The sequence below is a fragment of the Carbonatibacter coralli genome, assembly GCF_039592655.1.
GTDB classification, from domain to species: Bacteria; Pseudomonadota; Alphaproteobacteria; order Kiloniellales; family Kiloniellaceae; genus Carbonatibacter; species Carbonatibacter coralli.
The window spans coordinates 567,619-590,654 of sequence record NZ_JBBUTJ010000001.1 but is presented as its reverse complement, the minus strand read 5'-3'; the positions used below and the strand labels follow the sequence as shown (position 1 = coordinate 590,654).

Below are 23,036 nucleotides of genomic sequence, written 5' to 3'. Positions count from 1 at the left end.
ACAAAAGCCGCTGCGTGAGCAGCGGCTTTTTTATTTGAAGTCTTCCATTCCCTTTCGGGCAAGTTCGTCGGCGCGTTCGTTTTCCGGATGTCCGGCATGGCCCTTGACCCAGAACCACTCGATTGTGTGGCGTGTCATTGCCTGATCCAGGCGTTTCCAGAGTTCCTCGTTCTTGACCGGCTTCTTGCTGGCGGTTTTCCAGCCGTTGCGCTTCCAGTTGAAAATCCATTTGGTGATGCCGTCGCGGACATAGACCGAATCTGTTGTCAGGTGGACGAGGGAAGGGCGTTTGAGTGTTTCGAGGGAAACGATGGCGGCCATCAGTTCCATCTGGTTGTTTGTGGTTGAGGCTTCACCCCCGCAGAGTTCCTTTTCGTGCCCCTTGTAACGGAGCAGCGCGCCCCATCCCCCGGGGCCGGGATTGCCGGAACAGGCACCATCTGTGAAGATTTCAACGGGGGCTGCTGATTGTGTTTCGCTCACAGGCCATAATCCCGAACCGATTTGACGCTTTGGTGGAATTTGAGTTTTCGGACATATTCCAGTGGGTCCTTGGGTTTGACAAAGGCACCTTCGGGATGGTTGATCCAGTCAAACAGCCGTGTCAGCAGGAAACGCAGCGCCGCACCTCTTGCCAGAACGGGCAGGGCTTCAAGCTCGGCTTCGGACAGGGGGCGGATACCCTGATAGGCCTTGAGCATCAATCTGGCCTTGGTGACATTGAAGCTGTTGTCTTCCTCGAAACACCAGGCGTTCAGGCAGATGGCCAGATCGTAGGTCAGGATATCATTACAGGCGAAGTAAAAGTCGATCAGCCCGGACAGCTTTTCGTCGAGGAAGAAGACATTGTCCTGAAAAAGATCGGCATGAATCACCCCGGTGGGCAGGGTTCCGGGCCAGTTTTCCTGAAGGAAGGACAGCTCGTGATCCAGGCTTTCAATCAATCCGTCCTGAACAGAGTTGCCTTTTTCCCTGCAGGCTTCAAGGATTGGTCCCCAGCCCTCCAGAGAGAGTGAATTCGGGCGTTCAAGGGTGAAGTCAGCGGCGGCCTGATGGAGTTGTGCCATGGCCCGTCCCAGTTCCTTGCAGTGAACAGGCTTGATTCTCCGTGGCCACATTCCCTGAAGGAAACCGGTAATGGCAGCAGGCCTGTCGCAGAGGCGACCCAATTGCTGCCCCTTTTTGTCAGAGATCACCTGCGGGCAGGACAACCCCTTTTGGGAGAGGTGATCCATCAGCCCGAGAAAGAAGGGAAGATCATCGGCATTGACCCGTTTCTCGTAGAGCGTGAGGATGTATTGCCCTTCGGTTGTTGAAAGGAAGAAATTGGTGTTTTCCACCCCTTCTGCGATTCCCTTGAGGGCAGTAACCTCGCCAATGTTGTAATGCGTCAGAAACTCTTGAACTTCTGAATCGGGAACTTCTGTATAGACGGCCATCTTCGAATCTTCTTGTTGTCAGGCTTGTTTGGTGGGGGCGTCGGCAGCAAGGCCCTTGGGGATCTTGAAGACGACATCCTCGTCCCGGATATTGATTTCCTCGACAGTGACCCTGAAGTGCTCCCGGCAGGCGTCAATTACCTCTTCCACCAGAATCTCGGGGGCGGAAGCTCCCGCTGTCAGTCCCAGGGATTTTACATCTTTGAGTTGATCCCACTTGATTTCGCTGGCGCGCTGAACCAGGGCTGCCTTCTCGCATCCGGCGTTGAACGCGACCTCGACCAGGCGTTTCGAATTTGATGAATTGGGAGCCCCGATTACCATCAGGGCCTCGCAGCGACTGGCGATGACCTTGACGGCGTCCTGCCTGTTTGTCGTTGCATAGCAGATGTCCTCTTTCCTTGGAGCTTCCATGTTTGGAAAGCGCTGGCGCAGAACATCAATGATCTCGCGGGTGTCATCAACGGAGAGGGTTGTCTGTGTGACATAGGCCACATTGTCCGGATTCTGCAGTTCCAGTGTGCGGGCATCCTCGACTGTTTCAACCAGAACGATTGATTCAGGATCGATCTGCCCCATGGTTCCGATAACCTCGGGGTGTCCTTCGTGCCCGATCAGGATGACGGTTCGGCCATCCTTTTCGTGACGTTCGGCTTCGCGGTGAACCTTGCTGACGAGCGGGCAGGTGGCATCGAAATACATCAGGTCCCTGCGCTTGGCTTCGGCGGGAACCGACTTTGGTACACCGTGGGCAGAGAAAATAACCGGCACGCCCTCTGGTACCTCATCCAGTTCCTTGACGAAAACAGCACCTTTGGCCTCAAGCGATTCAACGACGTAGCGGTTGTGAACGATTTCGTGGCGGACGTAGACCGGTGCGCCGTGTTTTTCCAGCGCGCGTTCAACAATCTCAATGGCCCTGTCAACGCCGGCGCAGAAGCCTCTGGGGCTGGCAAGGTAAATGGTGAGGTCCGGTTTTTCCGAAGCGTTGTTTGGGGCGGCAAGGGAACTCATGTCGCAATCCTGATGTTTGTCCTGACGAGGCCTGATACGGTGTGTTTGCAGTCTTTGTGGACAGCAAACTAGTATAGTCGTCCGGTCCATGGAAGGGTGTTGTCGAAATAAACGGTCTTTCCAGAAGCAAGGAGTGGCGTTAAAGTGCCGGAATTGCTGGCGCTGTCTGGTCTTATGCAAAAAAAAGATGGGGCTGATCAGTTGCTTTTTCCAGCAGGGATAACAGGATTTGCGGGACATTTCGGAATGAACCAGAACACGGACCTAAAGCGATCGGACATTCAGGCGGGTGAGGGTGCTTCCCGGTTTGCCGGGAAAAATGCTGTTCGCAGCTCTTTCATGGCCCTTGGAGCCCTGCTGCTCTCTGCCTGTGGTGTGCTGGAGCCGGAAGCACCTCCACCAGCCTGCCCCGAAGTTGTCGTTCTGGCCGAAGCCGCGGAAATGACGCGATTTGTCGGTCAGGGGCGTGACCTGACAGATGTTTCCTTCGAAGTTGAAATCAACAACTTTGCCCTGAACTGCGTGCTGGAGGAAGACAGGGACGAAGGTATTCGTCGCCTGGACAATCGCCTGGTTATCCGTTTTGAAGCCAGTCAGGGACCGGCAAATGCCGAGAACATGGCAAAGCTGAACTACTTTGTTGCCATTACCGATTTGAATGACAATATCCTCCAGCGTGAAGCTTTTGATATTCTTATTCCTTTCCAGGGAAATGACACATCTGTTGCTCTGGTTGACAACGTTTTCCCGAGCATTCCCCTCAAGGACAGGGAGACCGGAGAGGATTTCATTATCTACCTCGGTCTGGAGGTGAGTCGGGCGGAACTTTACTACAATCGGACTCGATTCTGATCAAAAAAACAGGACTGTAATTTTGTGTTGAAAGACAGCAATCTAGCTGCTGTCTGAGCATGGCAGCATTGCATTATTGTCATCAAAAAAAATTGAGCTGTGTCGACTTTTGTTGACATTTCGTCGCAGTGGAACCATTTTAGGTCGGAAAGCGGGTTCGCCCGCAACATAGCCGTTCTATTCCAAATGGGAGAGTCCCCTTGTCAGAAAGGGGCGCCGAAGGAGCAACCACCCCGGAAACTCTCAGGCTTGAGGACCGTTTGGAAGAGGCAACTCTGGAAAGCTTCATGTTTCCAAGCATGGAGCACCGAAGGAGTAAGCAGTGTGATTGCCTTGTGTGTCAGACTGTCAATCTCTCAGGTGCGAAGACAGAGGGGGTATAGTGGCAAGACTATCTTGCCTTGTGCCCTTTTTATGTCTGGATTTGGAAACGTGACTGATCAAGCTGATCTCAATAAAACAGTACTTCATTCCCTTCACGTAGAGCTGGGTGCCAAAATGGTACCATTCGCTGGCTACGACATGCCTGTTCAGTACCCGGCCGGTATCATGGCAGAGCACCAGCACACCCGTGAATCCGCTGCTCTGTTTGATGTTTCCCACATGGGCGTTGTCCGTCTGCGTGGTGCCGATGCCCTGACTTCCCTTGAAAAACTGCTGCCTGCTGATGTCCAGGCCATGAAAGTTGGCGCGATCCGCTACAGCTTCTTCACCAATGACCAGGGCGGTATTCTTGACGACCTGATGATCACGCGTGAGGAAGACGGCCTCTATCTGGTGATCAACGCGGCCTGCAAGGACGCAGATATCCAGCACATGCGCGACAATCTTGAAGGCGACGTCACACTGACAATCGAAGACAACTATGCGCTGGTTGCTTTCCAAGGACCAAAGGCAGCAGAGGTTCTCTCCGAACTGGATGCGCGTGCCGGTGAAATGAAGTTCATGACAGCGGAAAGCCTGACACTGGCTGGTGTTGAGTGCTTTGTAAGCCGCTCCGGCTACACAGGCGAAGACGGTTATGAAATCTACATGCCGGGTGATCAGGCTGATGCCCTGGTTCGCAAGCTTCTGGCTGACGAGCGTGTTGAATTCGCTGGCCTTGGTGCCCGTGACTCCCTGCGTATGGAAGCAGGTCTGTGCCTTTATGGCAATGACATCGATACAACAACAACTCCGATCGAAGCCGGTCTGCTGTGGGCGATCCAGAAGCGTCGCCGCGAAGAGGGTGGCTTCCCGGGTGCGGCCATCATTCAGGATCAGATTGCAAACGGTGCTCCGCGTCGTCTGGTCGGTGTTCTGCCGGAAGGCCGCGCGCCGCTTCGTCCGGGTGTCGAGCTTGTTGACGGTGACGAGAACGTTATCGGTCGCGTGACTTCGGGTGGCTTTGGCCCATCTGTTGGCGGCCCGATTGCTATCGCTTACGTGGATGCCGCTTTCAAGGAAGCCGGCACCGAGATTTCAGCACTTGTCCGGAAGAAGGCCCTTCCGTGCAAGGTTGTCAAAATGCCTTTCGAAAAGAAGAGCTATTATCGCGGTTGAGCAGCATAGACTTCCCTGTCGTCTGTCTCAATTTTACGACCAAGTGAAGACCGGCCTGTCAGGAATGAATTCTGGTTCGGTTGAAATGCAAAAAGGATAAAAAAATGAGCAATCGCAAGTTCAGTGAAGATCACGAATGGATCGACGTGGATGGTGACATCGGTACTGTCGGTATCACCAACTTTGCACAGGAACAGCTGGGTGACGTTGTTTTCGTTGAGGTTCCGGAAGAAGACCAGGATCTGGAAAAGGGCGAGGAAGCAGCAGTTGTTGAGTCCGTCAAGGCTGCCAGTGAAGTGATCGCGATCGTTTCCGGTACTGTAACCGAAGGCAACGAGGAACTGGCTGACAATCCAAGCCTGGTAAACTCTGCTGCGGAAAGCGATGCATGGTTCTACAAGGTCAAGCTTTCTGATCCGTCTGAACTTGACGATCTGATGGATGAAGCCGGTTACAAGGCGTTCATCGCTGAACAAGGCTGATCCGTGGATAGCCGGGGGGTGACTTGCCTCACCCCCAAATCCACCCCTCGCGGGTGATGAATGAAGAGATCCCTGTTCGGGACCTGACAGCGTTCAGAAAATGCACACTGCGTGGCACAGCTCAATGGCTGGAGCATGCCTCGTATCTTATCAGCAGGCCAGCGTTGGGCCCCTAACAACGTTCAAGGAAAAATGATGTCAAACCAGCACACTTCTCTTGCAGATCTGGAGCAGACAACAAACTTCATCGGTCGCCACAATGGACCAACCGAGCAGGAACAGCAGGAAATGCTGTCTGTTCTGGGGCTGGCCAGCGTTACTGACCTGATCGAGAAAACTGTTCCCGAGACAATTCTTGAGACTGCTCCGCTTGCTCTGGAACTGAGCAAGACCGAAGACCAGGCTCTTGCAGAAATTCGTGCTCTCGCAGAGCAGAACAAGGTTCTCAAGTCTTTCATCGGTATGGGTTACTACGGAACGAAGACACCGGGTGTGATCCTGCGTAACGTTCTGGAAAATCCGGGCTGGTACACGGCTTACACGCCCTATCAGGCCGAGATCTCTCAGGGACGTCTGGAAGCAATTCTGAACTTCCAGACCATGATTGCAGATCTGACCGGTATGGACATTGCCAACTCTTCCATGCTGGATGAAGCGACTGCTGCAGCAGAAGCCATGACCTTCTGCAAGCGTTCCGGAAAGAGCAAGTCCAACAACTTCTTCGTTGATCAGGACTGCCTGCCGCAAACCATTGAAGTCATTCAGACACGTGCCCAGCCTCTTGGCATCAATGTTGTCGTTGGTGACCCGCGCAAGGATCTTGACCCTGCGGACGTTTTTGCTGTCGTTCTTCAATATCCGGGCGTTTCCGGTAATGTTGCAGATTTCAGCGACATCATCGCTTCTGTTCAGGCCAACAAGGGTCTTGCGGTTCTCGCAGCTGACCTGCTGGCGCTGACCCTTATCAAGTCACCGGGTGATCTGGGTGCTGACGTCGCTATCGGCTCTGCCCAGCGCTTTGGTGTTCCCATGGGCTTTGGTGGCCCGCACGCCGGTTACTTTGCAACACGGGATGCCTTCAAGCGTTCCATTCCTGCGCGTCTTGTCGGTGTTTCCGTTGATTCGGATGGCAAACCTGCCCTGCGTCTTGCCCTGCAGACACGTGAGCAGCACATCCGTCGTGAAAAGGCGAACTCCAACATCTGTACAGCGCAGGTGCTGCTGGCAAACATCGCCGGTTTCTACGCGACCTACCACGGTCCGGAAGGTCTGAAGACAATCGCACGTCGCGTTGCACGTCTGGCTGCAATCTTTGCGCGCGGTCTGGAAGATGCCGGTCTGGAACTGGTGAGCAAGGACTTCTTTGACACTGTGACTGTCAAGGTTCCGGGCAAGGGCGATGCAATCGTCAAGGCTGCTCTGGAAGCCGGTTTAAACCTGCGTCACATCTCCAGCGATGAAGTTGGCGTTTCCTTTGACGAGACTTCTGCGCGTGAAGATGTTCAGGCTCTGTGGTCTGCTTTCGGTGTCGAGGCTGACGTCGAGGCTCTGGACGGTCTGGTTGATACAGCCCTTCCGCTGGGTCTGAACCGTGTCTCGTCCTTCCTGACGCACCCTGTTTTCAACAGCTATCACTCTGAAACAGAGATGCTGCGCTATCTGCGCAAGCTGATGGACAAGGACATTGCTCTGGATCGTGCGATGATCCCGCTTGGCTCCTGTACAATGAAGCTGAACGCGACATCCGAGATGATTCCGATCACCTGGCCGGAGTTCGGCAACATTCACCCGTTTGCTCCGCTTGATCAGGCCCAGGGCTATGTGAAGCTGATCAAGGAACTGGAAGACATGCTGTCGGAAGTGACAGGTTATGATGCCGTTTCCCTGCAGCCAAACGCCGGTTCCCAGGGTGAATATGCCGGTCTGCTGGCGATCAAGCGTTATCACGAAAGCCGTGGTGACCATAATCGTGACATCTGTCTGATCCCGTCTTCTGCCCACGGTACGAACCCTGCGTCTGCGAACCTCGTTGGCATGAAGGTTGTTGTCGTGGACTGTGACGACAAGGGGAACGTCGACAATGCCGATCTGCTCGCAAAGGCAGAGAAGCACAAGGACAACCTTGCTGCCGTCATGATCACCTATCCGTCCACACACGGCGTGTTCGAGGAAGAGGTCCGCAAGACCTGTGAAATCGTCCACGAGTACGGTGGTCAGGTTTACGTTGACGGTGCGAACATGAACGCGATGGTCGCGGTTGCGAAGCCGGGCAAGTTTGGCGGGGATGTGTCTCACCTCAACCTGCACAAGACCTTCTGTATTCCTCACGGTGGTGGAGGACCCGGTGTTGGTCCGATCGGCGTTGGCGCTCATCTGAAGCCATTCCTGCCGTCTCACTCCATCGTTCAGGATGCCGGTCCGGATGGCGAGTACAACCAGTCTGCAGTTTCTGCTGCTCCATGGGGTTCTGCGTCCATTCTGCCGATCTCATGGATGTACCTGAAGATGATGGGCAGCAACGGTCTGCGCAAGGCAACAGAAGCAGCGATCCTCAATGCCAATTATCTGGCAGAGAAACTGCGTCCGTACTACCCGATCCTCTACACATCCGAAACCAACATGGTTGCGCACGAGTGTATTGTTGATCTGCGTCCGATCAAGGATGAGACAGGTGTGACTGTTGATGACGTTGCAAAACGTCTGATCGACTACGGTTTCCACGCACCGACCATGTCCTTCCCTGTTGCAGGCACGCTGATGATCGAGCCGACAGAGTCCGAGTCCAAGTACGAGCTGGATCGCTTCATCGAGGCAATGATCCAGATCCGCAAGGAAATCGACCTGGTGGGTTCCGGCAAGCTGCCATCCGATGACAACATGCTCTGCAATGCACCGCACACTGCCGAGGCTCTGACTGCTGAAGAGTGGGCTCACCCTTACAGCCGTGTGGATGCTGTTTACCCAGTTGAAGGACTGCGCCTGAACAAGTACTGGCCGCCTGTTGCCCGTGTGGACAACGTTTACGGTGACCGCAATCTGGCTTGTTCCTGCCCGTCTATTGAAGATTACCGGGATGCGGCTGAGTAAGCCGCTGTGCGGCAGGTTTGATCTGTTACCTTGATTGAACCTGCCATCAAGACTTCGGGTGTTCGGAACCGGGGACAGTTTTGAACAGTTGGGACATGGTCCTACTCGAAGCTCCTTTGACTTGAGCCTGCATCCTTTTTGGATGCAGGCTTTTTTTCTCGTGATAGGACGGGGAAGACACTGTATCGTTTCTAACCAGTTCGTTCTGTCCCTTATGATTTTCCGGAGAAAAGAAAATGTGCCGATGGTTGGCCTACAGCGGGTCCCCAATTTACATGGAAGAACTGTTGTTCAAGGCGGAGCATTCACTTGTCGAGCAGTCCCTGAATGCGACGGAAGCCAAGGTTCCAACCAATGGTGACGGCTTCGGTGTCGGCTGGTTTGCTGATCGCAATGAACCGGGCCTTTACCGTGAAATCATGCCGGCATGGAATGACTGCAATCTGCAGCACATTGCCCATCAGATCAGGACGAAGCATTTCTTTGCGCATGTCCGGGCTTCTACCGGTACCGCAACATCCCGTGACAACTGTCACCCCTTTGCTGTCGGGAACTGGATGTTCATGCACAATGGTCAGATCGGGGATTACTCCGTTTTGCGCCGCCAGCTCGAAGCCCTGATCCCGGACAGTCTCTATCAGAGCAGGAGAGGGACAACAGACAGTGAGGCCCTGTTTCTGATCCTTCTGGGGGCAATGGAAACCATGGCGCCGGAAGATGCCATCTGCTGGCTTGTTGAACGGGTGGTCGAGCTCCAGCGGGAAGCCGCGATCCGGGCGCCGTTCCGCTGTACCTTTGCCCTGACAGACGGAAGCAGAAGCTATTTCTTCCGGTATGCCAGTGACAATCGCGCGCCTTCGCTCTATCTCTCGAAGCGCGAAGATTCGCTGCTGGTGCTTTCCGAACCTCTTTCCGAGGATACAGACCTCTGGGAGCCGATAGAACCCGGTGTGGTGATCATGGCCCGTGGCCACGAAATTGTCGGCTCCAGAAGCCTTGGAGCAGCCTGAAATTCCGGCCCTTAACCTTAGTGTTTGAGTGAACTGTCGATGGCAGGAACGGGCTGTTCTGCCTGTTCGTCCCAGTGCCAGTCATTCAGATTGAGACTGTCGCCGTTTGGCCAGTATGCTTCACCGGACAGAAGCTGCTGTCCGAATTCGGTCAGCCTTAGCTCCACAGTTTTGAGCAGGTTATGATCCGCTGCCATTTCCAGGGGAGCATAGCCCTCGACAGGATGGATGGCGGGCCTGTCTCCCTGTGTCAGGGAGAAGAGCATGGGCCAGAACATGGCATCGCCCAGATGCAGGATTTCGTTTGTCCCTCCGGAGAGCTGCCCGAAAAGCTCGACAGGGGTTTTCAGGGTGTCATTGTCGGCAAGGCTTTGCAGGATCAGGCGCTGGGTCCTGCTGAGACCGTCACTGGTCCAGGGGCGGTCTTCCAGAGCGCGTTGCAGGGCGGCTGGAAGGAAGGGGAGAGCACAGGGCTCCTGTTCATGCACAAGTGTCCAGAGGCGGTCAAGTTCACCGTTGCAGTAGGCTGTCCAGCTGTGAAAGGCAACACTCAGCTGTTTCAGGTTCAGCTTTTTTTCCTGCCCTTTCAGTGAAGCCAGCTGTGCCGGGTTCAACTGGCCAAAGCCCTTGAAGTGTTCGATGCCTTCAAAGTGGTCAATGGACAGCAGGTGCAGCTTTTGCCAGACCTTGTAGCGTCCATAGAACCAGGACAGGAGGCAGATCAGGATCATCTGGTCATAGCAGTCGTGTTCAAACCAGAGGATGATCTTGTCATAGTCGTGAACCTTTGACAGTCCCCTGTTTTGTTCTTCCAGCTTTTCATAGGTTTCCCCGACGGGAAAGCCGAGGGCTGTACCAAGGAACTCGGCTCTGGTTCGAAGGAAACTGTCGCTGTTGTTTTTGTTGCGCAACTGCTTGTCGGGGCGAACCGGTCCCAGAAAGACAGGATCGGAAAATTCCAGAAAGTCTCCATCAAATCCCGCTTCGCCGAGGGTCTGTTCGATGTCGTTGCCACAACGGATATGGAGTACTTTTTCTTCGCTCATTTTTCAGTCAGTTCCTGAAGGTGGGGAGCCGGGGACATTTTTCAGTCCAGCTTAGATGAAGGAAAACAGAATAGTTTTATTTGAACGACAAGTCAGTGACTGTTTTCTGTCACGAGACAGGGGAAAGTTGCGGACAAACAAAAAGCCGACCCTGAAAGGATCGGCTTTCGCTATGGTCGGAAGACCGCCTGAAATTCTAGTGGAATTTGCCGGGCAGTTCTTCGATGGCTTCATCCAGCAGAGCTTTGCCTTTGGCTTTGCTCATGTTGGTTTCAAGCAGATTGCGTGTTGCCGCCATGGCAACATCAACAGCAGCATTGCGAACTTCCTGCAAGGCAGCAGCTTCAGCCTGTGCAATCTTGTCAGCAGCCTGCTGTTCGCGACGCTTGAGTGTCACTTCCAGTTCAGCTTCTGCTTCCTTGCGCAGGCGGGCTGCTTCGGCCTTGGCGTGCTCGATGATGTCTTCTGCTTCTTTCAGAGCATCGCGCTGTTTGCGCTTGTACTCTGCAAGTGTCTTCTGTGCTTCCTCGTGCAGATCCTGAGCTTCGCTCAGTGTCTTGCGAATGGCATCACTGCGGGCGTCGAGCATGCCGAGAATGGATTTGCCACCCTTGACAACAACAAGTGCCAGAAAGGCAAAGAACGCGACGCCAACCCAGAATGTTGTACTTGCTAGCATCAGGCTTCACCTCGCTTTTCAACGGCTTCTTCAACCGCGCGTGTGACGCGAACTTTCGGAACCTCGGTCCCAAGCAGCTTTGTTGTTGCTGCTGTTGCAACATCTGCCGCAACGTCTTTGAGAGACGTCAGAGCTTCGGCACGGGCATCGTTGATGCGTGCTTCGGCTTCATTTGTCTTTTCTTTCAGACCGGCGTCAAAGGCAGCCTGACGTTCCGCGGAGAGAGCCGCGATGTCATCAGAAGCTTCCTTCAGCAGGGAAGAGGCAGAAGAGCGGGCTTCCGCAATCGCTTTCTGATAGTCCGCGAGAACTTCCTCGGCTTCCTGTTTCAGGCGCTCGGCCTTTTCCAGATCACCGCTGATTTTGTTCTCACGCTCTTCCAGAATCGCCGTCAGACGAGGAAGGGCAACGCGAGCCATCAAGAAGTACAGCACGCCAAATGTAACAATCAGCCAGAAGAGCTGGCTGGTCCAGGTCGATGGATCAAACTGTGGCATTGTGCAGCTAGCCCCGTGGTGGTTGTTGGATCAGAAAAACAAAACTCTGGCGGGACGTTGAGTCTTGACCCGCCAGAGCTTGAATCTGGATTAGCCGAACAGAACCATCAGGGCAACCAGCAGAGCGAACAGGGCAACCGCCTCTGTTACCGCGAAGCCGATCCATACAGATGCACCGATTTCGTCTTTTGCTGCCGGGTTGCGCGCGATGGCCTGGAAGTAAGATGCCCATACGTTACCAACACCTACACCGGCACCGATCATACCGAGTGTCGCCAGGCCAGCACCAATCATTTTTGCAGCTTCGAGTTCCATTTTCCAGCTCCTTTAACGCTGAAGATATAAGTCATAAGACAGGATAGGATTAAAGTGAGGGATCTTGATGAACCCTGCTCTTCGAAAGAAACGAACCTTAGTGAAGGTGGATCGCATCGTGAAGATAGATGCAGGTCAAGATAGTGAAGATGTAGGCCTGCAGCGCAGCAACCAGGAATTCCAGAGCGGTAATGCCGACCAGGAAAGCCAGTGGAACCACCCCGAGGATACCCAGCAGAACAACAAAGCCTGCGATCACCTTCAGGAGAACGTGCCCTACAACCATGTTCGCAAAGAGACGAACAGAAAGGCTGATTGGACGGGAAAGATAAGAAACCAGTTCAATCGGGACCAGAATGACCGCTGTCCACAGTGGCGCGCCGTGGGGGAAAAACAGGCGCAGGAAGCCGAAACCGTGACGGGCAAACCCGATGAAAGTCACACCGACAAAGATGACTGCTGCCAGAGCAAAGGTCACAATGATGTGGCTTGTGAAGGTAAAGGCACCCGGGATCAGACCAAGCAGGTTGCCGAAAAGGATAAACATGAAGACAGTGAAAACAAACGGGAAGTAGGCGCGACCTGCTGAACCGACGTTGTCACGAAGCATGTTGGCAACAAGCTCGTAACACATTTCAGCGGCAGACTGCCAACGACCAGGGATCAGGGCGCGACCGGAGGTGGACGCGATCAGAAAAATGCTCACCAGTGCAACAGCCAGAACCATAAAGACGGCAGAGTTGGTGAAGGAGATATCCAGACCAGCAACAGAGATCTCTTTAAGAGTGCTGATCTTGAACTGATCCATAGGTGAACCGGCCACGAAACTGTCCCTCTATTTTTCACTGGAGTCTGCTGGGGAGTTACCTTTTGCAAACTCTTTCTTGTTTTCAAGTTGCCGTGCCACTCTCATGACATTCATGAAAGCGCCACCAATTCCCAGGAAGAAGAAAAGAATCATCAACCAGGGCTTTGTACCCAACCATTGATCCAGAAAATAACCAATTCCAAAACCAATAGCCAGAGCAGCCATTATTTCGACGGCAATACGAAAGCCGATTGCCATTCCTGTCGCAGCTGCGGAGGAATTCCCCGAAGGCTGCTGCGCCTGATCCTGTCTGGACTTGGCGGCGCGCAACTTTTCCGACAATTCATCAAGGGATTGTCTGTCGTTTTCTCCAGACATAAAGAAGCCCCCCTGTGAAACTGTCGTGTACCTTCCGGAAAAAGATACAGATGCGACAGAACATAATAAACGCGGGCGAAACATACGTGGACTGAACAGTGACTGTCAAGCCTGAATCACCACCTGTTTTTGTCAGTTTCACAGGGGGGCGAAATGCGTGCGCAAATCAGGAGAGGTCTTCGAGAACCTCGTTAAAGTCTTCATAGGACATATTGTTGTAGAGCTTGCCGTTGATAACAAAGCTCGGGGTGGAGTTCACATTGAAAGCAGCGGCGCCTTCACGGGCCTGATTGATCACGCGATCAATCAGTTCGCGATCCTTGAGTGCAGCATCAAACTGCTCGTTGGAGACGCCGGCCAGAAGCGCAATCTTCTTCATTTCCTCAAGGGGATTCTGTGAGCGTGCCCAGGTGTCCTGTGTCTGGAAGAGATAGGTGATCAGGCCAAAGAATCTGTTGTCGTCATCAAGGCTCTCTGCGGCAACGGAGCCGACTGTCGCCAGTTGATCAAGCGGCATGTGACGATAGACAAAGCGCACCTTGCCGGTGTCGATCCAGTTCTTCTTCAGATCCTTGTAGGCTGTGGCATGGAAATTTGCACAGTGCGGACAGGTCAGGGAAGCGTATTCGATAATTGTGATGGGGGCCTCGGGATCGCCGAGAATGCGGTCCTGGTCTGTAATGGCGCCATCCTGGGCAAGGGAGGTGCCGGAGAAGCCGCCAAGGGCGAATGGGAAGGCCGCAAGGGCGGAACCTGCTTTCAAAAAGGAACGTCTGTTGATCATTGTTTTGTAATTCCCGAAATACAAGGCTGACGGACGAGCCATTCAGCCAGAGTGTCTCCGAACAGATGGAGGGCTTGTCCCCAACATTAAAGGTCAGTCATATGGATGCTAAATAAAAAAGGCGTTATTGGGGCGCGGAATGACACCAGGCTTACTTTTTGCCGGGCTTTTGGGCGCGTCGCGTGCTTTCCAGCCTGATCATGGCTTCGCGCAGGCGATCGTGAGGCACGTCCGAGAGTTCGGTTTCAATGGTCAGTTTCTCTGCGCCTGAAAGCTGTCTGAGCTGCGGGAGTTTGCTGTCTTCGGGGCCTGTAAAGCGGCCCTGAATCAGGTTCAGCTTTCCAACGGCCCTGTGTCCGAAGAAGCGATTGATCTTCTCGATAATCACCTGTTCCTGGTACTGGATCTCCATGGCAACCGCCGGATCAACTTTCATTGTGATGCTGCCGAAGTCGCTCAGGCCTTTCGGGGGCGTGTACTTGAGAGGGAGGCACTGAGAGGAAAGCGCTTTGCCGACAATGGCCTCCCAGTGTTGCAGAATGTCGGCTCCCGCCATTTTGCGTTTGCCTGTCGCCTGTTTTGTGATTCGGGGCAGGTTGCTGGCAATGGCGCGCAAACCGTTTCTGCGCTTCATCAGGGAGGCGGCGTTGCGCTGAACCTTTTCCGTCTTTTCCGGAATCTCCTTGCCTTTGGGTGGTGCGACGGGAACAAGGTGACTGATGAGCTTTTCACCGAACTGGGCATTGATGCGCAGGGGAAGGCTCTTTTCCAGTTCGGGAAAAATTCCGCCTGCAAAGGGGGAGAGCTCAATCACCAGCGCGAGCTGTCCCTCTTTCTCCTTTCGGTGGGCTGTACCGGTTGCGCGTGTTGCGCTGACACTGACTGGTTTGCAAAGAAGGGCCATGTCGGGACCGGCCAGTGTCTCCCACTGTTGCTTGATCATGTTGAAAAGCTTGAGGGTGCTGGCAGGCTTTTTGTTGTTTGTTGTGCTTTTTGAGACCATTCTTGTGCGCATTCAGGCTGGGCTGGTTGGAAAAGAGTGCGGGTCAAGTATAAGACCCTTTTGGCCCCCTGTCAGTGAGGATGAGGACTCTGTTGCTATGGGATCGGAAGCTTTTTCCGGAAAACTGTTGGAATGGTACGATCACAATGCCCGCGAACTCCCCTGGAGGATGCCGCCGGGCAGGGCAGAACGGACGCCTGCCTACAGGGTCTGGCTGAGCGAAATCATGCTGCAGCAGACAACAGTTGCTGCTGTGAAACCCTATTTTGCAAACTTTACGGAGCGTTGGCCAACGGTGGCTGATCTGGCCGCAGCACCGCTTGATGATGTGCTGGCGGCCTGGGCCGGACTTGGATACTACGCCCGCGCCCGGAACCTGCATCGTTGTGCGCAGGTTGTCGTTCAGGAGCACGGTGGCCTTTTCCCTGCAATGGAAAGTGAGCTTCTGAAGCTGCCGGGTGTCGGGGCTTACACAGCTGCGGCAATCGCCTCGATTGCTTTCGGGCAGCGTGCTGTCGTTGTGGATGGCAATGTTGAGCGGGTCATAACCCGGCAACACGCTCTGGAAGAGACGCTTCCAAAGGCGCGTAAGGCGATTCGCCTTCTGGCGGATGACAAGACACCGGATCAAAGGGCCGGAGACTATGCGCAGGCTCTTATGGATTTGGGGGCTACGGTCTGTACGCCCAGAAATCCCGCCTGTGTGCTCTGTCCTGTTCTTGAGGGGTGTCAGGCGCAGAGGGAGGGGACTGTGTTGCGCTATCCTCTCAAGGAAAAGAAAAAGCCCAAGCCGACAAAGCGAACCTGGGCCTATGTTGTTGCGACGGACACTGCGGTTTTTCTCAGGCGGCGTGATGAAAAGGGCATGCTGGGAGGCATGACAGAGGTCCCGACCGGGGATTGGCTGGAAGGGGATGCTGTCCCTGATACCCTTTTTGAGCAAAGTGGCCCCTGGGAGCGACTGAACGGGATTGCGCGGCACAGCTTCACCCATTTTGACTTTGAAATTTCCGTCGCGGTGCGTCATTTGGTCGATGAAAATCAGGAAAATGCTTTCAACCGAAAACATTTGGCAGGCTCTGCTTTCTGGGCTGATCGCAAAACGCTGGGCGAACTTTCCCTGCCGACCGTGATGAAGAAGATACTCAAGCTCGCGAAAATCTAGACAGATATACCTGCTCCGGAGAACAGGAACAGCAAAACCCGCTCGGCAAGGGAGCGGGTTTTGCTGTTTTCGGTCTTTTGTCCTGTTTTCAGGCGCGCTGTTACTGGGCTTTGGCTGAAGCAGCCATTTCCTCCCGGACCTTCTGGCGAAGCACGTCAATGGAAACCGGTTCGCCCTCCCGGTCAAAATGCCAGAAGGACCAGCCGTTACAGGCGCTTGCGCCCTGCAGTGTTGCGCCAACCTTGTGAATGGAACCCTGGACCTTGTCTTCAATGCCGATCAGGGTGCCGTCGGCGCGCACCTTGGCGCTGAATTTTTTCTTGGGGCCGTAAAGAACCGTACCGGGTTCCAGCAGGCCTCGCTCAACCAGACTGCCAAAGGCAACGCGAGGCTGCTCGCGTTTCTGGGGCGTCTGCAGAACATTGACATCTTCAAGCGGCTGGACTTTTGTGATGCGCTCCTCGGCAATTTGGGCGTAGCCTTCGTTCTGTTCAATGCCGACGTACTGGCGGCCCAGACGTTTGGCAACGGCGCCGGTTGTTCCCGAGCCGAAGAAGGGATCAAGAACAACGTCACCGGGTTTTGTCGAAGCCATGATCACGCGATAGAGCAGTGCTTCCGGTTTCTGGGTCGGATGGGCCTTGTTGCCATCCTTGTCCTTGATGCGCTCTCCGCCATTGCAGATCGGCATCCACCAGTCGCTGCGCATCTGAACATCTTCGTTCAGCGCCTTCATGCTTTCGTAATTGAAGGTGTATTTGCTTTCCTTGCCCTTTGCTGCCCAGAGAAGGGTCTCGTGGGCATTGGTAAAGCGGCGGCCACGAAAGTTCGGCATCGGGTTGGATTTGCGCCAGATGACATCGTTGAGCATCCAGTAGTTCAAATCCTGCAGGAGACTGCCAACGCGGTAGATGTTGTGGTAGCTGCCGATAACCCAGATGGTTCCGTTGTCTTTCAGGACGCGGCGCACAGCGCGCAGCCATCGCCATGAAAACTCGTCGTAGGAACGAAACGATTCAAACTTGTCCCAGTCGTCGTCAACAGCATCAACGCGTGAATTGTCCGGTCGTGTCAGGTCTCCACCCAGCTGAAGGTTATAGGGTGGGTCTGCAAAAACCATGTCGACGGACTTTTCTGGAAGCGCGTTCAGAATGTCCAGGCAATCGCCCACATGAATAGTGTTGGTTTTCACAGAAAAAAACTCCTCTTGACTCCGAGTCCCTATCCTGAATCTTCACGGAGTCGTGGTCAAGTTTTTTTTTAAGGAAGAGTCAAGAGAGTCAATTGCTTACCTCGAGTCGCTCTTTTACGGGGCGGAAGGTGAGTCTGTGAGCCGGGCAAACGCCCAGTTTTGCGAGTCCGTTCTGGTGATCCTTCGTGCCGTATCCCTGATTCTTTTCAAAGGCATAGCCGGGATAGAGCTCTGCCAGATGTGACATTTCCCTGTCTCTGAGAACCTTTGCACAGATCGAAGCGGCAGCGATGGAGAGTGAACGGCCGTCGCCCTTGACCAGTGTGCGAACCGGCAGGGACAGATTCGGATCCTTGTTGCCATCGACGAGAGCCAGAACCTTGTGATTCGGAAAGCGAAGACCGAGCTGTTCCAGCAGGGCGTCTTTTGCGCGACGCATCGACAGGAAGGAAGCCTGGAGAATGTTGATCTCGTCGATTTCCTCAACCGAGGCTGATCCGGTGGACCAGAGCAGAGGAGATTTCTCTTCTGAAGAGAGTTCCTCCATTCTTTCAAAGAGGCTTTCCCGGCGCTTTGCAGAGAGCTTTTTGGAATCGTTGAGTTGCGTCAGAAGATCCTGGGGACAGTCCTGCGGGTTCAGCCAGGCAGCACCCGCAACAACGGGGCCGGCCCAGGGACCGCGTCCGGCTTCGTCCAGACCGATCACCAGAGCCGGTACGTCCAGACTTTGCAGAACACTCTGCTCCTCGGTGTAATCAGGGCTTTCCTGTGTCTGTTGTCTCGTTTTCCGGACTGTCATCCCGTTGGCCTGTTTTCTGTGTCTCGTTGTTTTTGTGCCTGTTCAGTCGTGCGGGCAGTGGCGGCAAGCGCTCTCCTGCCTTGCGAAGAATGGAGAAAATCCGGTTTTCGATTTGCAGCAGTGTGCTCCAGAAACTCTGGAACTCTGCACCGAACGTCAGACGCATGGTTTCCCGACCGGAGGTGATGCCGAGCTGTGCAATGAGGTGCAGGCGGCGCGCTGTTGCAATCCAGAAAGGGCTGATGACAAGGGAAATGACTGTAACCGCGACAATCAGGCGGTGGATTTCATCGCTGATCACTGCGCTGCCCACGCCCAGAGCGGCAAGCACGAAGGAGAACTCTCCCAGCTGGGCCAGCAAAACACCGGAGAGAATGGAACGGGGCCAGTTCTCACCCAGCAGGCGAATGAGGCCGATGTTCAGGGCTGTCTTGAAGACGGCAACAAAGAACACGATCAGAAGGACAGTGCCCAGATTGTCCCAGATATATCCCAGATCCAGAAGCAGGCCGATGGAGAGGAAAAAAACCATCAGCAGAATGCTTTGAATCGGCTGAACATGCTTGAGCATGACCTTGCGGCTGGAAGAGTTCCCGATCACAAGGCCGGCCAGAAAGGCACCGTAAGCGGCAGACAGCCCCAGAAGACCGGACAGGGCGGCTGCGCCAAAACAAAAGGCCAGACCGGAGAGAGGGGTGAGATCGTGGTTGTCTCCGATTGCCCGGGCCAGTGGCAGGCGAAGTCCCCGCTTTTTGCTGAGCCAGGCCAGAAGAACAACCAGCAGGACGACGGAGAGGCCGACCTTGACCATGGCGCCCTGGGGAATGCCGTCCTCACCACCCATGGAGCTGACAATCAGCATCATGGGAACAACGGCCAGATCCTGGGCAATGAGAATGCCAATGGTGATCTGCCCGACACGTGTGCTCAGTTCATTGATGTCCTCGAGCATCTTGACCGTAACGGCTGTGCTTGAAAGTGCGACCACAAAGCCGAGAACAATATTTGTTTCCGTGCTCCAGTCAAAGAGCTGCCCGAAGGCAAACATCGCTCCCAGCCCGACGACAATCTGCATGGCCGTTGTAACCAGGGCGACTTTCCAGACCTCTTTGATGCCGCGGAGGGAAAGCTCCATGCCGATCACAAAGAGCAGCAGCAGAACGCCCATCTCTGCAAGAAGGGCTGTTGATTCGCGATCCTCGACAAAGGCAAAGCCAGCCGGGCCGAGAAGCATTCCGGCAATGATGTAGCCCAGAACAGCGGGTTGTCTGGCCTGTCGCATGAAAATGCCGCAAGCCAGGGCACCAAGAACAGTTATCGCAAGGAGAGTAAGGGCAGAGCCGTGATCAGTCATGGTCCAAGCTTATCACAAGACAGAGAAAAATCCTGTGGAAAGAGAAGGCTTTAACCTTGGCTGAATTATGGCAAGGCTCTTTCCGTTCAACCGGGCAGATGTTCCAGAAGGCGGGGCATCAGTTCGACAAGATTGCAGGGACGATGGCGTGCATCGAACTGTGCTTCCAGAATGTCCTTCCAGCCGTCCTTGCAGGCTCCCGGAGAGCCGGGCAGGGCAAAGAGGTAGGTTCCGTGCGCCAGTCCTCCCAGTGCACGGCTCTGGATTGTCGAGGTGCCGATCTTGCTGTAGCTCAGCCAGCGGAACAGCTCGCCAAACCCCTCGATTTCCTTTTCGATAACGTCCTTGAAGGCTTCAGGCGTTGTGTCGCGTCCGGTCAGGCCTGTTCCACCAGTCGTGATAACGGCATCAACCTTCTTGTCAGCAATCCACCCCCGGAGCATTTCAACGATCGCCTCCTTGTCATCCTTGACAATCCTGCGCTCGACAATGGTGTGACCGCTTTCGGTGATCATCTTTTCAAGGAGATTGCCGGACTTGTCGTTTTCCAGGGTGCGGGTATCGGAGATGGTGGCAATCGCGATGTTGACGGGAAGGAATTCGCGATCGGAATCAATTTTTGACATGGCTTGCGACCTCTTTTTCTTCTGACGTGGATCCGGTTCTGTTTATGGCCAGATCTACAGAACGGTATAGAGGCCATTCTCCCGAAGCGATAGCCTCAAGGGAAGGGTTCTGTTGTCGCAGGCGTGCGCGGTAGATCCACAGATTGGTCAGAACGCGTTCGATGAAAATGCGGGTCTCCCGTGAGGGAATGCTCTCGATAAAGAGCAGGGGATCATCATTGAATTCTGTTTCGCGGACCCATTTCAGAAGATTGCCCGGACCACCGTTATAGGCTGCCATCAGCTTGACAAGGTTGCCTTCGACGCTTTTGTGTTCCAGCAGATAGGCAATGTATTTCTGCCCCAGCAAGAGGTTGATGTCCGGCTTGAAAAGCTCCGAGCGATCCTTGCCATTGTAAGGGGTTCCCTCCGAAATATAACGGGCTGTTCCCGGCATCAGCTGGAGAAGGCCGCGCGCTCCTGCCGGACTTTTGGCGTCGGGATTGAAGCCTGATTCCTGTCGCATGAAGGCATAGATGAGAGCGCGGTCCAGATTGTAGCCGTTCCGGGGTTCCCAGACGGGAACAGGGAACAGGGCCTTTTCCACAAGGCCGTAGTTGTTGGCCGGATCGCGTTCGTCCCCTTCGCTGGCCGCAAGCTGTGCCCCAAGTCTGAAGGCAATTTTCGGGAAACCTGACTGTTCAGCGACAGCGATCAGGGTCGGGATGTTTTCCTGCTCAACGCGGCGTGACAGCAGGGAAAGTTCTTCCCGGGCGGACTTTTCCATATCCAGTTGAAGGAGGGCGGCAACACGCAGGAAGGCGTCATGGCTTGCAAGGGCTCCTGCGGTCTCAAGCTGGCTTGCACTGTGGTGAAAATCGATATCCAGACCAAGGGTTTTTCTGGCGAGCAGGCCATAGAAGGTTCGCGGATAGCCTGCAGCCCTGTGAAGCCAGGAGCTGATCTTCTCCGGCTGCTTCAGTTTGAGTGCCGAGCGCGCAGCCCAGTAAGCACCTGCGGCCTTGTTCCAGCTGCCAAGGCGTTCAGCGCGGGCCATGGCTTCGAAATGTTGTGCGGCCTGCTCGAATTCTTCCATGCGCCAGGCGGCAAGGCCTGCAGTCCAGTGGCTCATGGGCAGATATTTTTCCGAGACAGTAGCCGCCTTTGCAAAGCGGTAGGCCTTTTCGTCCCTGCCGAGATGATACCAGGCTGCGGCCAGAGCCATCTTGTGCTGGTTCAGTTCGACAGGATCCAGAAGCCTTCTGGTTTCTGCCTTTTTGAGAACGTCTTCCGTGATGCTGAGGCGCTGGTTGTAGATGTTCCAGCGCAGTTGACGGCTGAGGCGCTGCGCTTTCTTGCTGTCGGCCTTCGAAAGCTTGCGATTGGGACGGTAGCGATAGGTTTTGCCATAGGCATTGGAGGCCTGTGCCTTCAGCTTTTCCGGTTTGCGGGGGTAGGTGTGGTTTTTTGGGCGGCGCTGGAGAGCCAGCTTGTAAATCGTTGCGGCCTGGGGATGATCGGCGTGTTGCTCCATCCAGCTCTTGAGCTCCTTGTATCCGGAGCGATAGGCAAAGGGGTGCAGATAACGCTGGGCCATAAGGTGTCCCAGAAGAACCGGGTTTTCGAGCCTGTCCAGCTTGCTGTCAATTTCCGGCCATCGACCCTGCTCTCCCAGTGCGAACAGGCGCTTGTAGAGCTTGACGTCAGCCTCACCCAGCGGAGATGGCAGCTCGACTTGCTCCCTGCCGCTGTAGGACAGGGTTTTGAGAGAGCTGTCTGGGAACAGGGAAGAACTGCTTTGGGCATCAGCCTGTTTCTTTTCCGTTTCCGATGCCTGAACTGCTGACAGGGAGGCAAGCAGAAGCAGCTTTGCGAGCAGGGGCAGTGCCAGTCTGCAGAGAAAGAAAAATGGCGGCATGAATGATCCCAATGCAACTTTTTGTTTCTGTGCCGGAGCTGTTGTCTCTCCGGTCACAGACGTTTTATGGAGTGCTTTGGGTATTTATCTTAATTTCAATGTAAACAACAGATGGTTAACGTGACAAAAAACAGTTTTTCTGTTGTCTTTTTGGAGGCCGGAGCTGTTGTTCACGTGGATCGGATTTTGTCTCTCAACCGTTTCAGGTCTTCCCATGCCAGTGCTTTCTGGCGTGGTGTGTTCATCAGATGATCCAGTGACAGGGATGTCAGGGCCGGTATTGTCGTTGAGCCAATCTGGAGTTCATGCCACTTGTTTCGCGACTTCAGAAGGGTTGTCTCTGTGTCGAGCAGGGCGCGAACGCTGACCTCTCCCATCAAAAACAGGACATCAGGAGAAACAAGTTCGATCTGTCTTTTGATAAAGGGAACACAAACAGCCATGTCCTGGGCTGTTGCTTTCTTGTCACCGGGGGGGCGCCAGAACAGGGTCGGACTGACATAGAAGTCTTCCCGCTTTTGCCCGATTGCAATCAGCATGCGCCTTAAAAGTTCGGCAGATTTCCCCGCGACCGGTTCGCCCGACTTGTCTTCATCAGCCCGGGGAGCACCGGTCAGGATCATGACAGGCGGGTTTTCTGGCCCCTGGCCAAAAAGCGTGTGGGACGCTGTTTTCTTCAGGGAACAGCCTTCGAAGGCTTCAAGGGCCTCTTTCAGCTCTGCGAGGGTGCCTGCCTCCCGGGCCAGTTTTTCGGCCTGCCTGACCACGTCTGCAAGGGACTGGGCCTTTTGGGCTGCTTCCATGTCCTTGATCGGGCGAAGCTGCTTGGGGGTTGCTCTGGCCTTGCGCTTTTGTGCGAGTTCCTCTGCCTGCTGTTTCGAGAGTTCGAAGTGATTGACGGCTTCTTCGGAAATGTTCTCGTCAATACCCATGTCCTGCTGCCACTGCAGGGCGTGCAGCATTTCTGCGATCTCGTCTTTGGAGAGGTTCTCGAGGGGCGAATGTTCAGACATGACTTTCTTATAAGGGATTCAGTTCCGGGAGCAAAGGGCATCCTTGAAGCATTT

Annotated in this window: 23 protein-coding genes and 1 riboswitch; of the genes, 6 read left to right on the top strand and 17 right to left on the bottom strand. The window is 54.4% G+C overall.

The annotated features are described in order from the left end of the window. Positions 1-30: 30 nt before the first annotated feature. From rnhA to ispH, 3 genes are read right to left on the bottom strand one after another with little or no spacing between them, the layout of a single operon-like run. Positions 31-483: a ribonuclease HI gene (gene rnhA / locus AAAH10_RS02640; RefSeq protein ID WP_343560260.1), complete on the bottom strand. Its 453-nt coding sequence runs from the start codon at positions 481-483 to the stop codon at positions 31-33. Then, positions 480-1,439, bottom strand: a complete 960-nt coding sequence (locus AAAH10_RS02635) for a homoserine kinase (protein ID WP_343560258.1) — start codon at positions 1,437-1,439, stop codon at positions 480-482. Before AAAH10_RS02635 ends, rnhA begins: the two co-directional genes overlap by 4 nt. A gap of 18 nt (positions 1,440-1,457) precedes the next feature. After that, on the bottom strand, positions 1,458-2,453 hold the full coding sequence (gene ispH, locus AAAH10_RS02630; RefSeq protein ID WP_343560256.1) for a 4-hydroxy-3-methylbut-2-enyl diphosphate reductase: 996 nt from the start codon (positions 2,451-2,453) through the stop codon (positions 1,458-1,460). 246 nt (positions 2,454-2,699) lie between these two features. On the opposite strand from ispH, the gene AAAH10_RS02625 reads away from it, so the two are divergent. The 5 genes from AAAH10_RS02625 (at position 2,700) to AAAH10_RS02605 (ending at position 9,426) form a co-directional block, all read left to right on the top strand. Continuing rightward, positions 2,700-3,305, top strand: coding sequence for a hypothetical protein (locus tag AAAH10_RS02625; RefSeq protein ID WP_343560254.1), 606 nt, complete (start codon positions 2,700-2,702; stop codon positions 3,303-3,305). Positions 3,306-3,482: 177 nt separating this feature from the next. Further along, a riboswitch (glycine riboswitch) is annotated at positions 3,483-3,574 on the top strand. Between the two features lie 145 nt (positions 3,575-3,719). Further along, positions 3,720-4,847 (top strand): glycine cleavage system aminomethyltransferase GcvT, encoded by a 1,128-nt coding sequence (gcvT, locus tag AAAH10_RS02620; RefSeq protein ID WP_343560253.1) that lies wholly within the window; start codon positions 3,720-3,722, stop codon positions 4,845-4,847. A 104-nt stretch (positions 4,848-4,951) separates the two neighbouring features. Then, on the top strand, positions 4,952-5,329 hold the full coding sequence (gene gcvH, locus AAAH10_RS02615) for a glycine cleavage system protein GcvH (protein WP_343560251.1): 378 nt from the start codon (positions 4,952-4,954) through the stop codon (positions 5,327-5,329). Between the two features lie 195 nt (positions 5,330-5,524). Beyond that, positions 5,525-8,416, top strand: coding sequence for an aminomethyl-transferring glycine dehydrogenase (gcvP, locus tag AAAH10_RS02610; RefSeq protein WP_343560249.1), 2,892 nt, complete (start codon positions 5,525-5,527; stop codon positions 8,414-8,416). Positions 8,417-8,691: 275 nt separating this feature from the next. Then, the gene (locus tag AAAH10_RS02605; RefSeq protein ID WP_343560247.1) at positions 8,692-9,426 is read left to right on the top strand and encodes a class II glutamine amidotransferase; all 735 of its coding nucleotides are present in this window, start codon (positions 8,692-8,694) and stop codon (positions 9,424-9,426) included. 17 nt (positions 9,427-9,443) lie between these two features. Here the strand turns inward: AAAH10_RS02605 and AAAH10_RS02600 are convergent, their stop codons facing one another. The 8 genes from AAAH10_RS02600 to AAAH10_RS02565 all read right to left on the bottom strand — a co-directional run bounded on the left by AAAH10_RS02600 (position 9,444) and on the right by AAAH10_RS02565 (position 14,876). Next, positions 9,444-10,472, bottom strand: coding sequence for a DUF1835 domain-containing protein (locus AAAH10_RS02600; RefSeq protein WP_343560245.1), 1,029 nt, complete (start codon positions 10,470-10,472; stop codon positions 9,444-9,446). Positions 10,473-10,668: 196 nt separating this feature from the next. After that, on the bottom strand, positions 10,669-11,151 hold the full coding sequence (locus tag AAAH10_RS02595) for a F0F1 ATP synthase subunit B family protein (RefSeq protein ID WP_343560243.1): 483 nt from the start codon (positions 11,149-11,151) through the stop codon (positions 10,669-10,671). Beyond that, a complete protein-coding gene (locus AAAH10_RS02590) occupies positions 11,151-11,648 on the bottom strand; it encodes a F0F1 ATP synthase subunit B family protein (protein WP_343560241.1) in 498 nt (165 codons plus the stop codon). Before AAAH10_RS02590 ends, AAAH10_RS02595 begins: the two co-directional genes overlap by 1 nt. Before the next feature lie 90 nt (positions 11,649-11,738). After that, complete coding sequence (locus AAAH10_RS02585) at positions 11,739-11,963, bottom strand: F0F1 ATP synthase subunit C (RefSeq protein WP_343560239.1); 225 nt, start codon at positions 11,961-11,963, stop codon at positions 11,739-11,741. Between the two features lie 97 nt (positions 11,964-12,060). Next, positions 12,061-12,771, bottom strand: a complete 711-nt coding sequence (locus tag AAAH10_RS02580) for a F0F1 ATP synthase subunit A (protein WP_343561320.1) — start codon at positions 12,769-12,771, stop codon at positions 12,061-12,063. 27 nt (positions 12,772-12,798) lie between these two features. Then, the gene (locus AAAH10_RS02575) at positions 12,799-13,149 is read right to left on the bottom strand and encodes an AtpZ/AtpI family protein (RefSeq protein WP_343560237.1); all 351 of its coding nucleotides are present in this window, start codon (positions 13,147-13,149) and stop codon (positions 12,799-12,801) included. A gap of 166 nt (positions 13,150-13,315) precedes the next feature. Then, positions 13,316-13,933: a thioredoxin domain-containing protein gene (locus tag AAAH10_RS02570; RefSeq protein WP_343560235.1), complete on the bottom strand. Its 618-nt coding sequence runs from the start codon at positions 13,931-13,933 to the stop codon at positions 13,316-13,318. 151 nt (positions 13,934-14,084) lie between these two features. Further along, positions 14,085-14,876 carry a DUF721 domain-containing protein gene (locus AAAH10_RS02565; protein WP_343560233.1) on the bottom strand — a complete coding sequence of 264 codons (792 nt, stop codon included), beginning with the start codon at positions 14,874-14,876 and terminating at the stop codon, positions 14,085-14,087. 157 nt (positions 14,877-15,033) lie between these two features. On the opposite strand from AAAH10_RS02565, the gene mutY reads away from it, so the two are divergent. Next, on the top strand, positions 15,034-16,101 hold the full coding sequence (gene mutY / locus AAAH10_RS02560; RefSeq protein ID WP_343560231.1) for an A/G-specific adenine glycosylase: 1,068 nt from the start codon (positions 15,034-15,036) through the stop codon (positions 16,099-16,101). A 100-nt stretch (positions 16,102-16,201) separates the two neighbouring features. Here the strand turns inward: mutY and AAAH10_RS02555 are convergent, their stop codons facing one another. The 6 genes from AAAH10_RS02555 to AAAH10_RS02530 form a co-directional block, all read right to left on the bottom strand. After that, a complete protein-coding gene (locus tag AAAH10_RS02555) occupies positions 16,202-17,293 on the bottom strand; it encodes a site-specific DNA-methyltransferase (protein ID WP_343560229.1) in 1,092 nt (363 codons plus the stop codon). Between the two features lie 88 nt (positions 17,294-17,381). Beyond that, complete coding sequence (gene rnhB / locus AAAH10_RS02550) at positions 17,382-18,092, bottom strand: ribonuclease HII (RefSeq protein ID WP_343560227.1); 711 nt, start codon at positions 18,090-18,092, stop codon at positions 17,382-17,384. Continuing rightward, positions 18,049-19,446: a cation:proton antiporter gene (locus AAAH10_RS02545; protein WP_343560225.1), complete on the bottom strand. Its 1,398-nt coding sequence runs from the start codon at positions 19,444-19,446 to the stop codon at positions 18,049-18,051. Before AAAH10_RS02545 ends, rnhB begins: the two co-directional genes overlap by 44 nt. An 86-nt stretch (positions 19,447-19,532) precedes the next feature. After that, positions 19,533-20,072 (bottom strand): molybdenum cofactor biosynthesis protein B, encoded by a 540-nt coding sequence (moaB, locus tag AAAH10_RS02540; RefSeq protein WP_343560223.1) that lies wholly within the window; start codon positions 20,070-20,072, stop codon positions 19,533-19,535. Further along, entirely contained in the window at positions 20,059-21,969 is a 1,911-nt protein-coding gene (locus tag AAAH10_RS02535; RefSeq protein WP_343560221.1) for a lytic transglycosylase domain-containing protein, read from the bottom strand. Before AAAH10_RS02535 ends, moaB begins: the two co-directional genes overlap by 14 nt. A 170-nt stretch (positions 21,970-22,139) precedes the next feature. Beyond that, complete coding sequence (locus AAAH10_RS02530; protein ID WP_343560219.1) at positions 22,140-22,982, bottom strand: uracil-DNA glycosylase; 843 nt, start codon at positions 22,980-22,982, stop codon at positions 22,140-22,142. Positions 22,983-23,036 lie beyond the last annotated feature (54 nt).

What these genes read in the sequence shown, in the direction of transcription:
- gcvP (WP_343560249.1), top strand. Translation starts at nt 5,525, where the DNA reads ATGTCAAACCAGCACACTTCTCTTGCAGATCTGGAGCAGACAACAAAC.
- AAAH10_RS02570 (WP_343560235.1), bottom strand. Translation starts at nt 13,933, where the DNA reads ATGATCAACAGACGTTCCTTTTTGAAAGCAGGTTCCGCCCTTGCGGCC.
- AAAH10_RS02600 (WP_343560245.1), bottom strand. Translation starts at nt 10,472, where the DNA reads ATGAGCGAAGAAAAAGTACTCCATATCCGTTGTGGCAACGACATCGAA.
- AAAH10_RS02585 (WP_343560239.1), bottom strand. Translation starts at nt 11,963, where the DNA reads ATGGAACTCGAAGCTGCAAAAATGATTGGTGCTGGCCTGGCGACACTC.
- AAAH10_RS02545 (WP_343560225.1), bottom strand. Translation starts at nt 19,446, where the DNA reads ATGACTGATCACGGCTCTGCCCTTACTCTCCTTGCGATAACTGTTCTT.
- AAAH10_RS02625 (WP_343560254.1), top strand. Translation starts at nt 2,700, where the DNA reads ATGAACCAGAACACGGACCTAAAGCGATCGGACATTCAGGCGGGTGAG.
- AAAH10_RS02535 (WP_343560221.1), bottom strand. Translation starts at nt 21,969, where the DNA reads ATGCCGCCATTTTTCTTTCTCTGCAGACTGGCACTGCCCCTGCTCGCA.
- moaB (WP_343560223.1), bottom strand. Translation starts at nt 20,072, where the DNA reads ATGTCAAAAATTGATTCCGATCGCGAATTCCTTCCCGTCAACATCGCG.
- AAAH10_RS02530 (WP_343560219.1), bottom strand. Translation starts at nt 22,982, where the DNA reads ATGTCTGAACATTCGCCCCTCGAGAACCTCTCCAAAGACGAGATCGCA.
- ispH (WP_343560256.1), bottom strand. Translation starts at nt 2,453, where the DNA reads ATGAGTTCCCTTGCCGCCCCAAACAACGCTTCGGAAAAACCGGACCTC.
- gcvT (WP_343560253.1), top strand. Translation starts at nt 3,720, where the DNA reads ATGTCTGGATTTGGAAACGTGACTGATCAAGCTGATCTCAATAAAACA.
- AAAH10_RS02575 (WP_343560237.1), bottom strand. Translation starts at nt 13,149, where the DNA reads ATGTCTGGAGAAAACGACAGACAATCCCTTGATGAATTGTCGGAAAAG.
- AAAH10_RS02590 (WP_343560241.1), bottom strand. Translation starts at nt 11,648, where the DNA reads ATGCCACAGTTTGATCCATCGACCTGGACCAGCCAGCTCTTCTGGCTG.
- AAAH10_RS02605 (WP_343560247.1), top strand. Translation starts at nt 8,692, where the DNA reads ATGGAAGAACTGTTGTTCAAGGCGGAGCATTCACTTGTCGAGCAGTCC.
- mutY (WP_343560231.1), top strand. Translation starts at nt 15,034, where the DNA reads ATGGGATCGGAAGCTTTTTCCGGAAAACTGTTGGAATGGTACGATCAC.
- AAAH10_RS02565 (WP_343560233.1), bottom strand. Translation starts at nt 14,876, where the DNA reads ATGATCAAGCAACAGTGGGAGACACTGGCCGGTCCCGACATGGCCCTT.
- AAAH10_RS02595 (WP_343560243.1), bottom strand. Translation starts at nt 11,151, where the DNA reads ATGCTAGCAAGTACAACATTCTGGGTTGGCGTCGCGTTCTTTGCCTTT.
- AAAH10_RS02580 (WP_343561320.1), bottom strand. Translation starts at nt 12,771, where the DNA reads ATGGATCAGTTCAAGATCAGCACTCTTAAAGAGATCTCTGTTGCTGGT.
- AAAH10_RS02635 (WP_343560258.1), bottom strand. Translation starts at nt 1,439, where the DNA reads ATGGCCGTCTATACAGAAGTTCCCGATTCAGAAGTTCAAGAGTTTCTG.
- gcvH (WP_343560251.1), top strand. Translation starts at nt 4,952, where the DNA reads ATGAGCAATCGCAAGTTCAGTGAAGATCACGAATGGATCGACGTGGAT.
- rnhB (WP_343560227.1), bottom strand. Translation starts at nt 18,092, where the DNA reads ATGACAGTCCGGAAAACGAGACAACAGACACAGGAAAGCCCTGATTAC.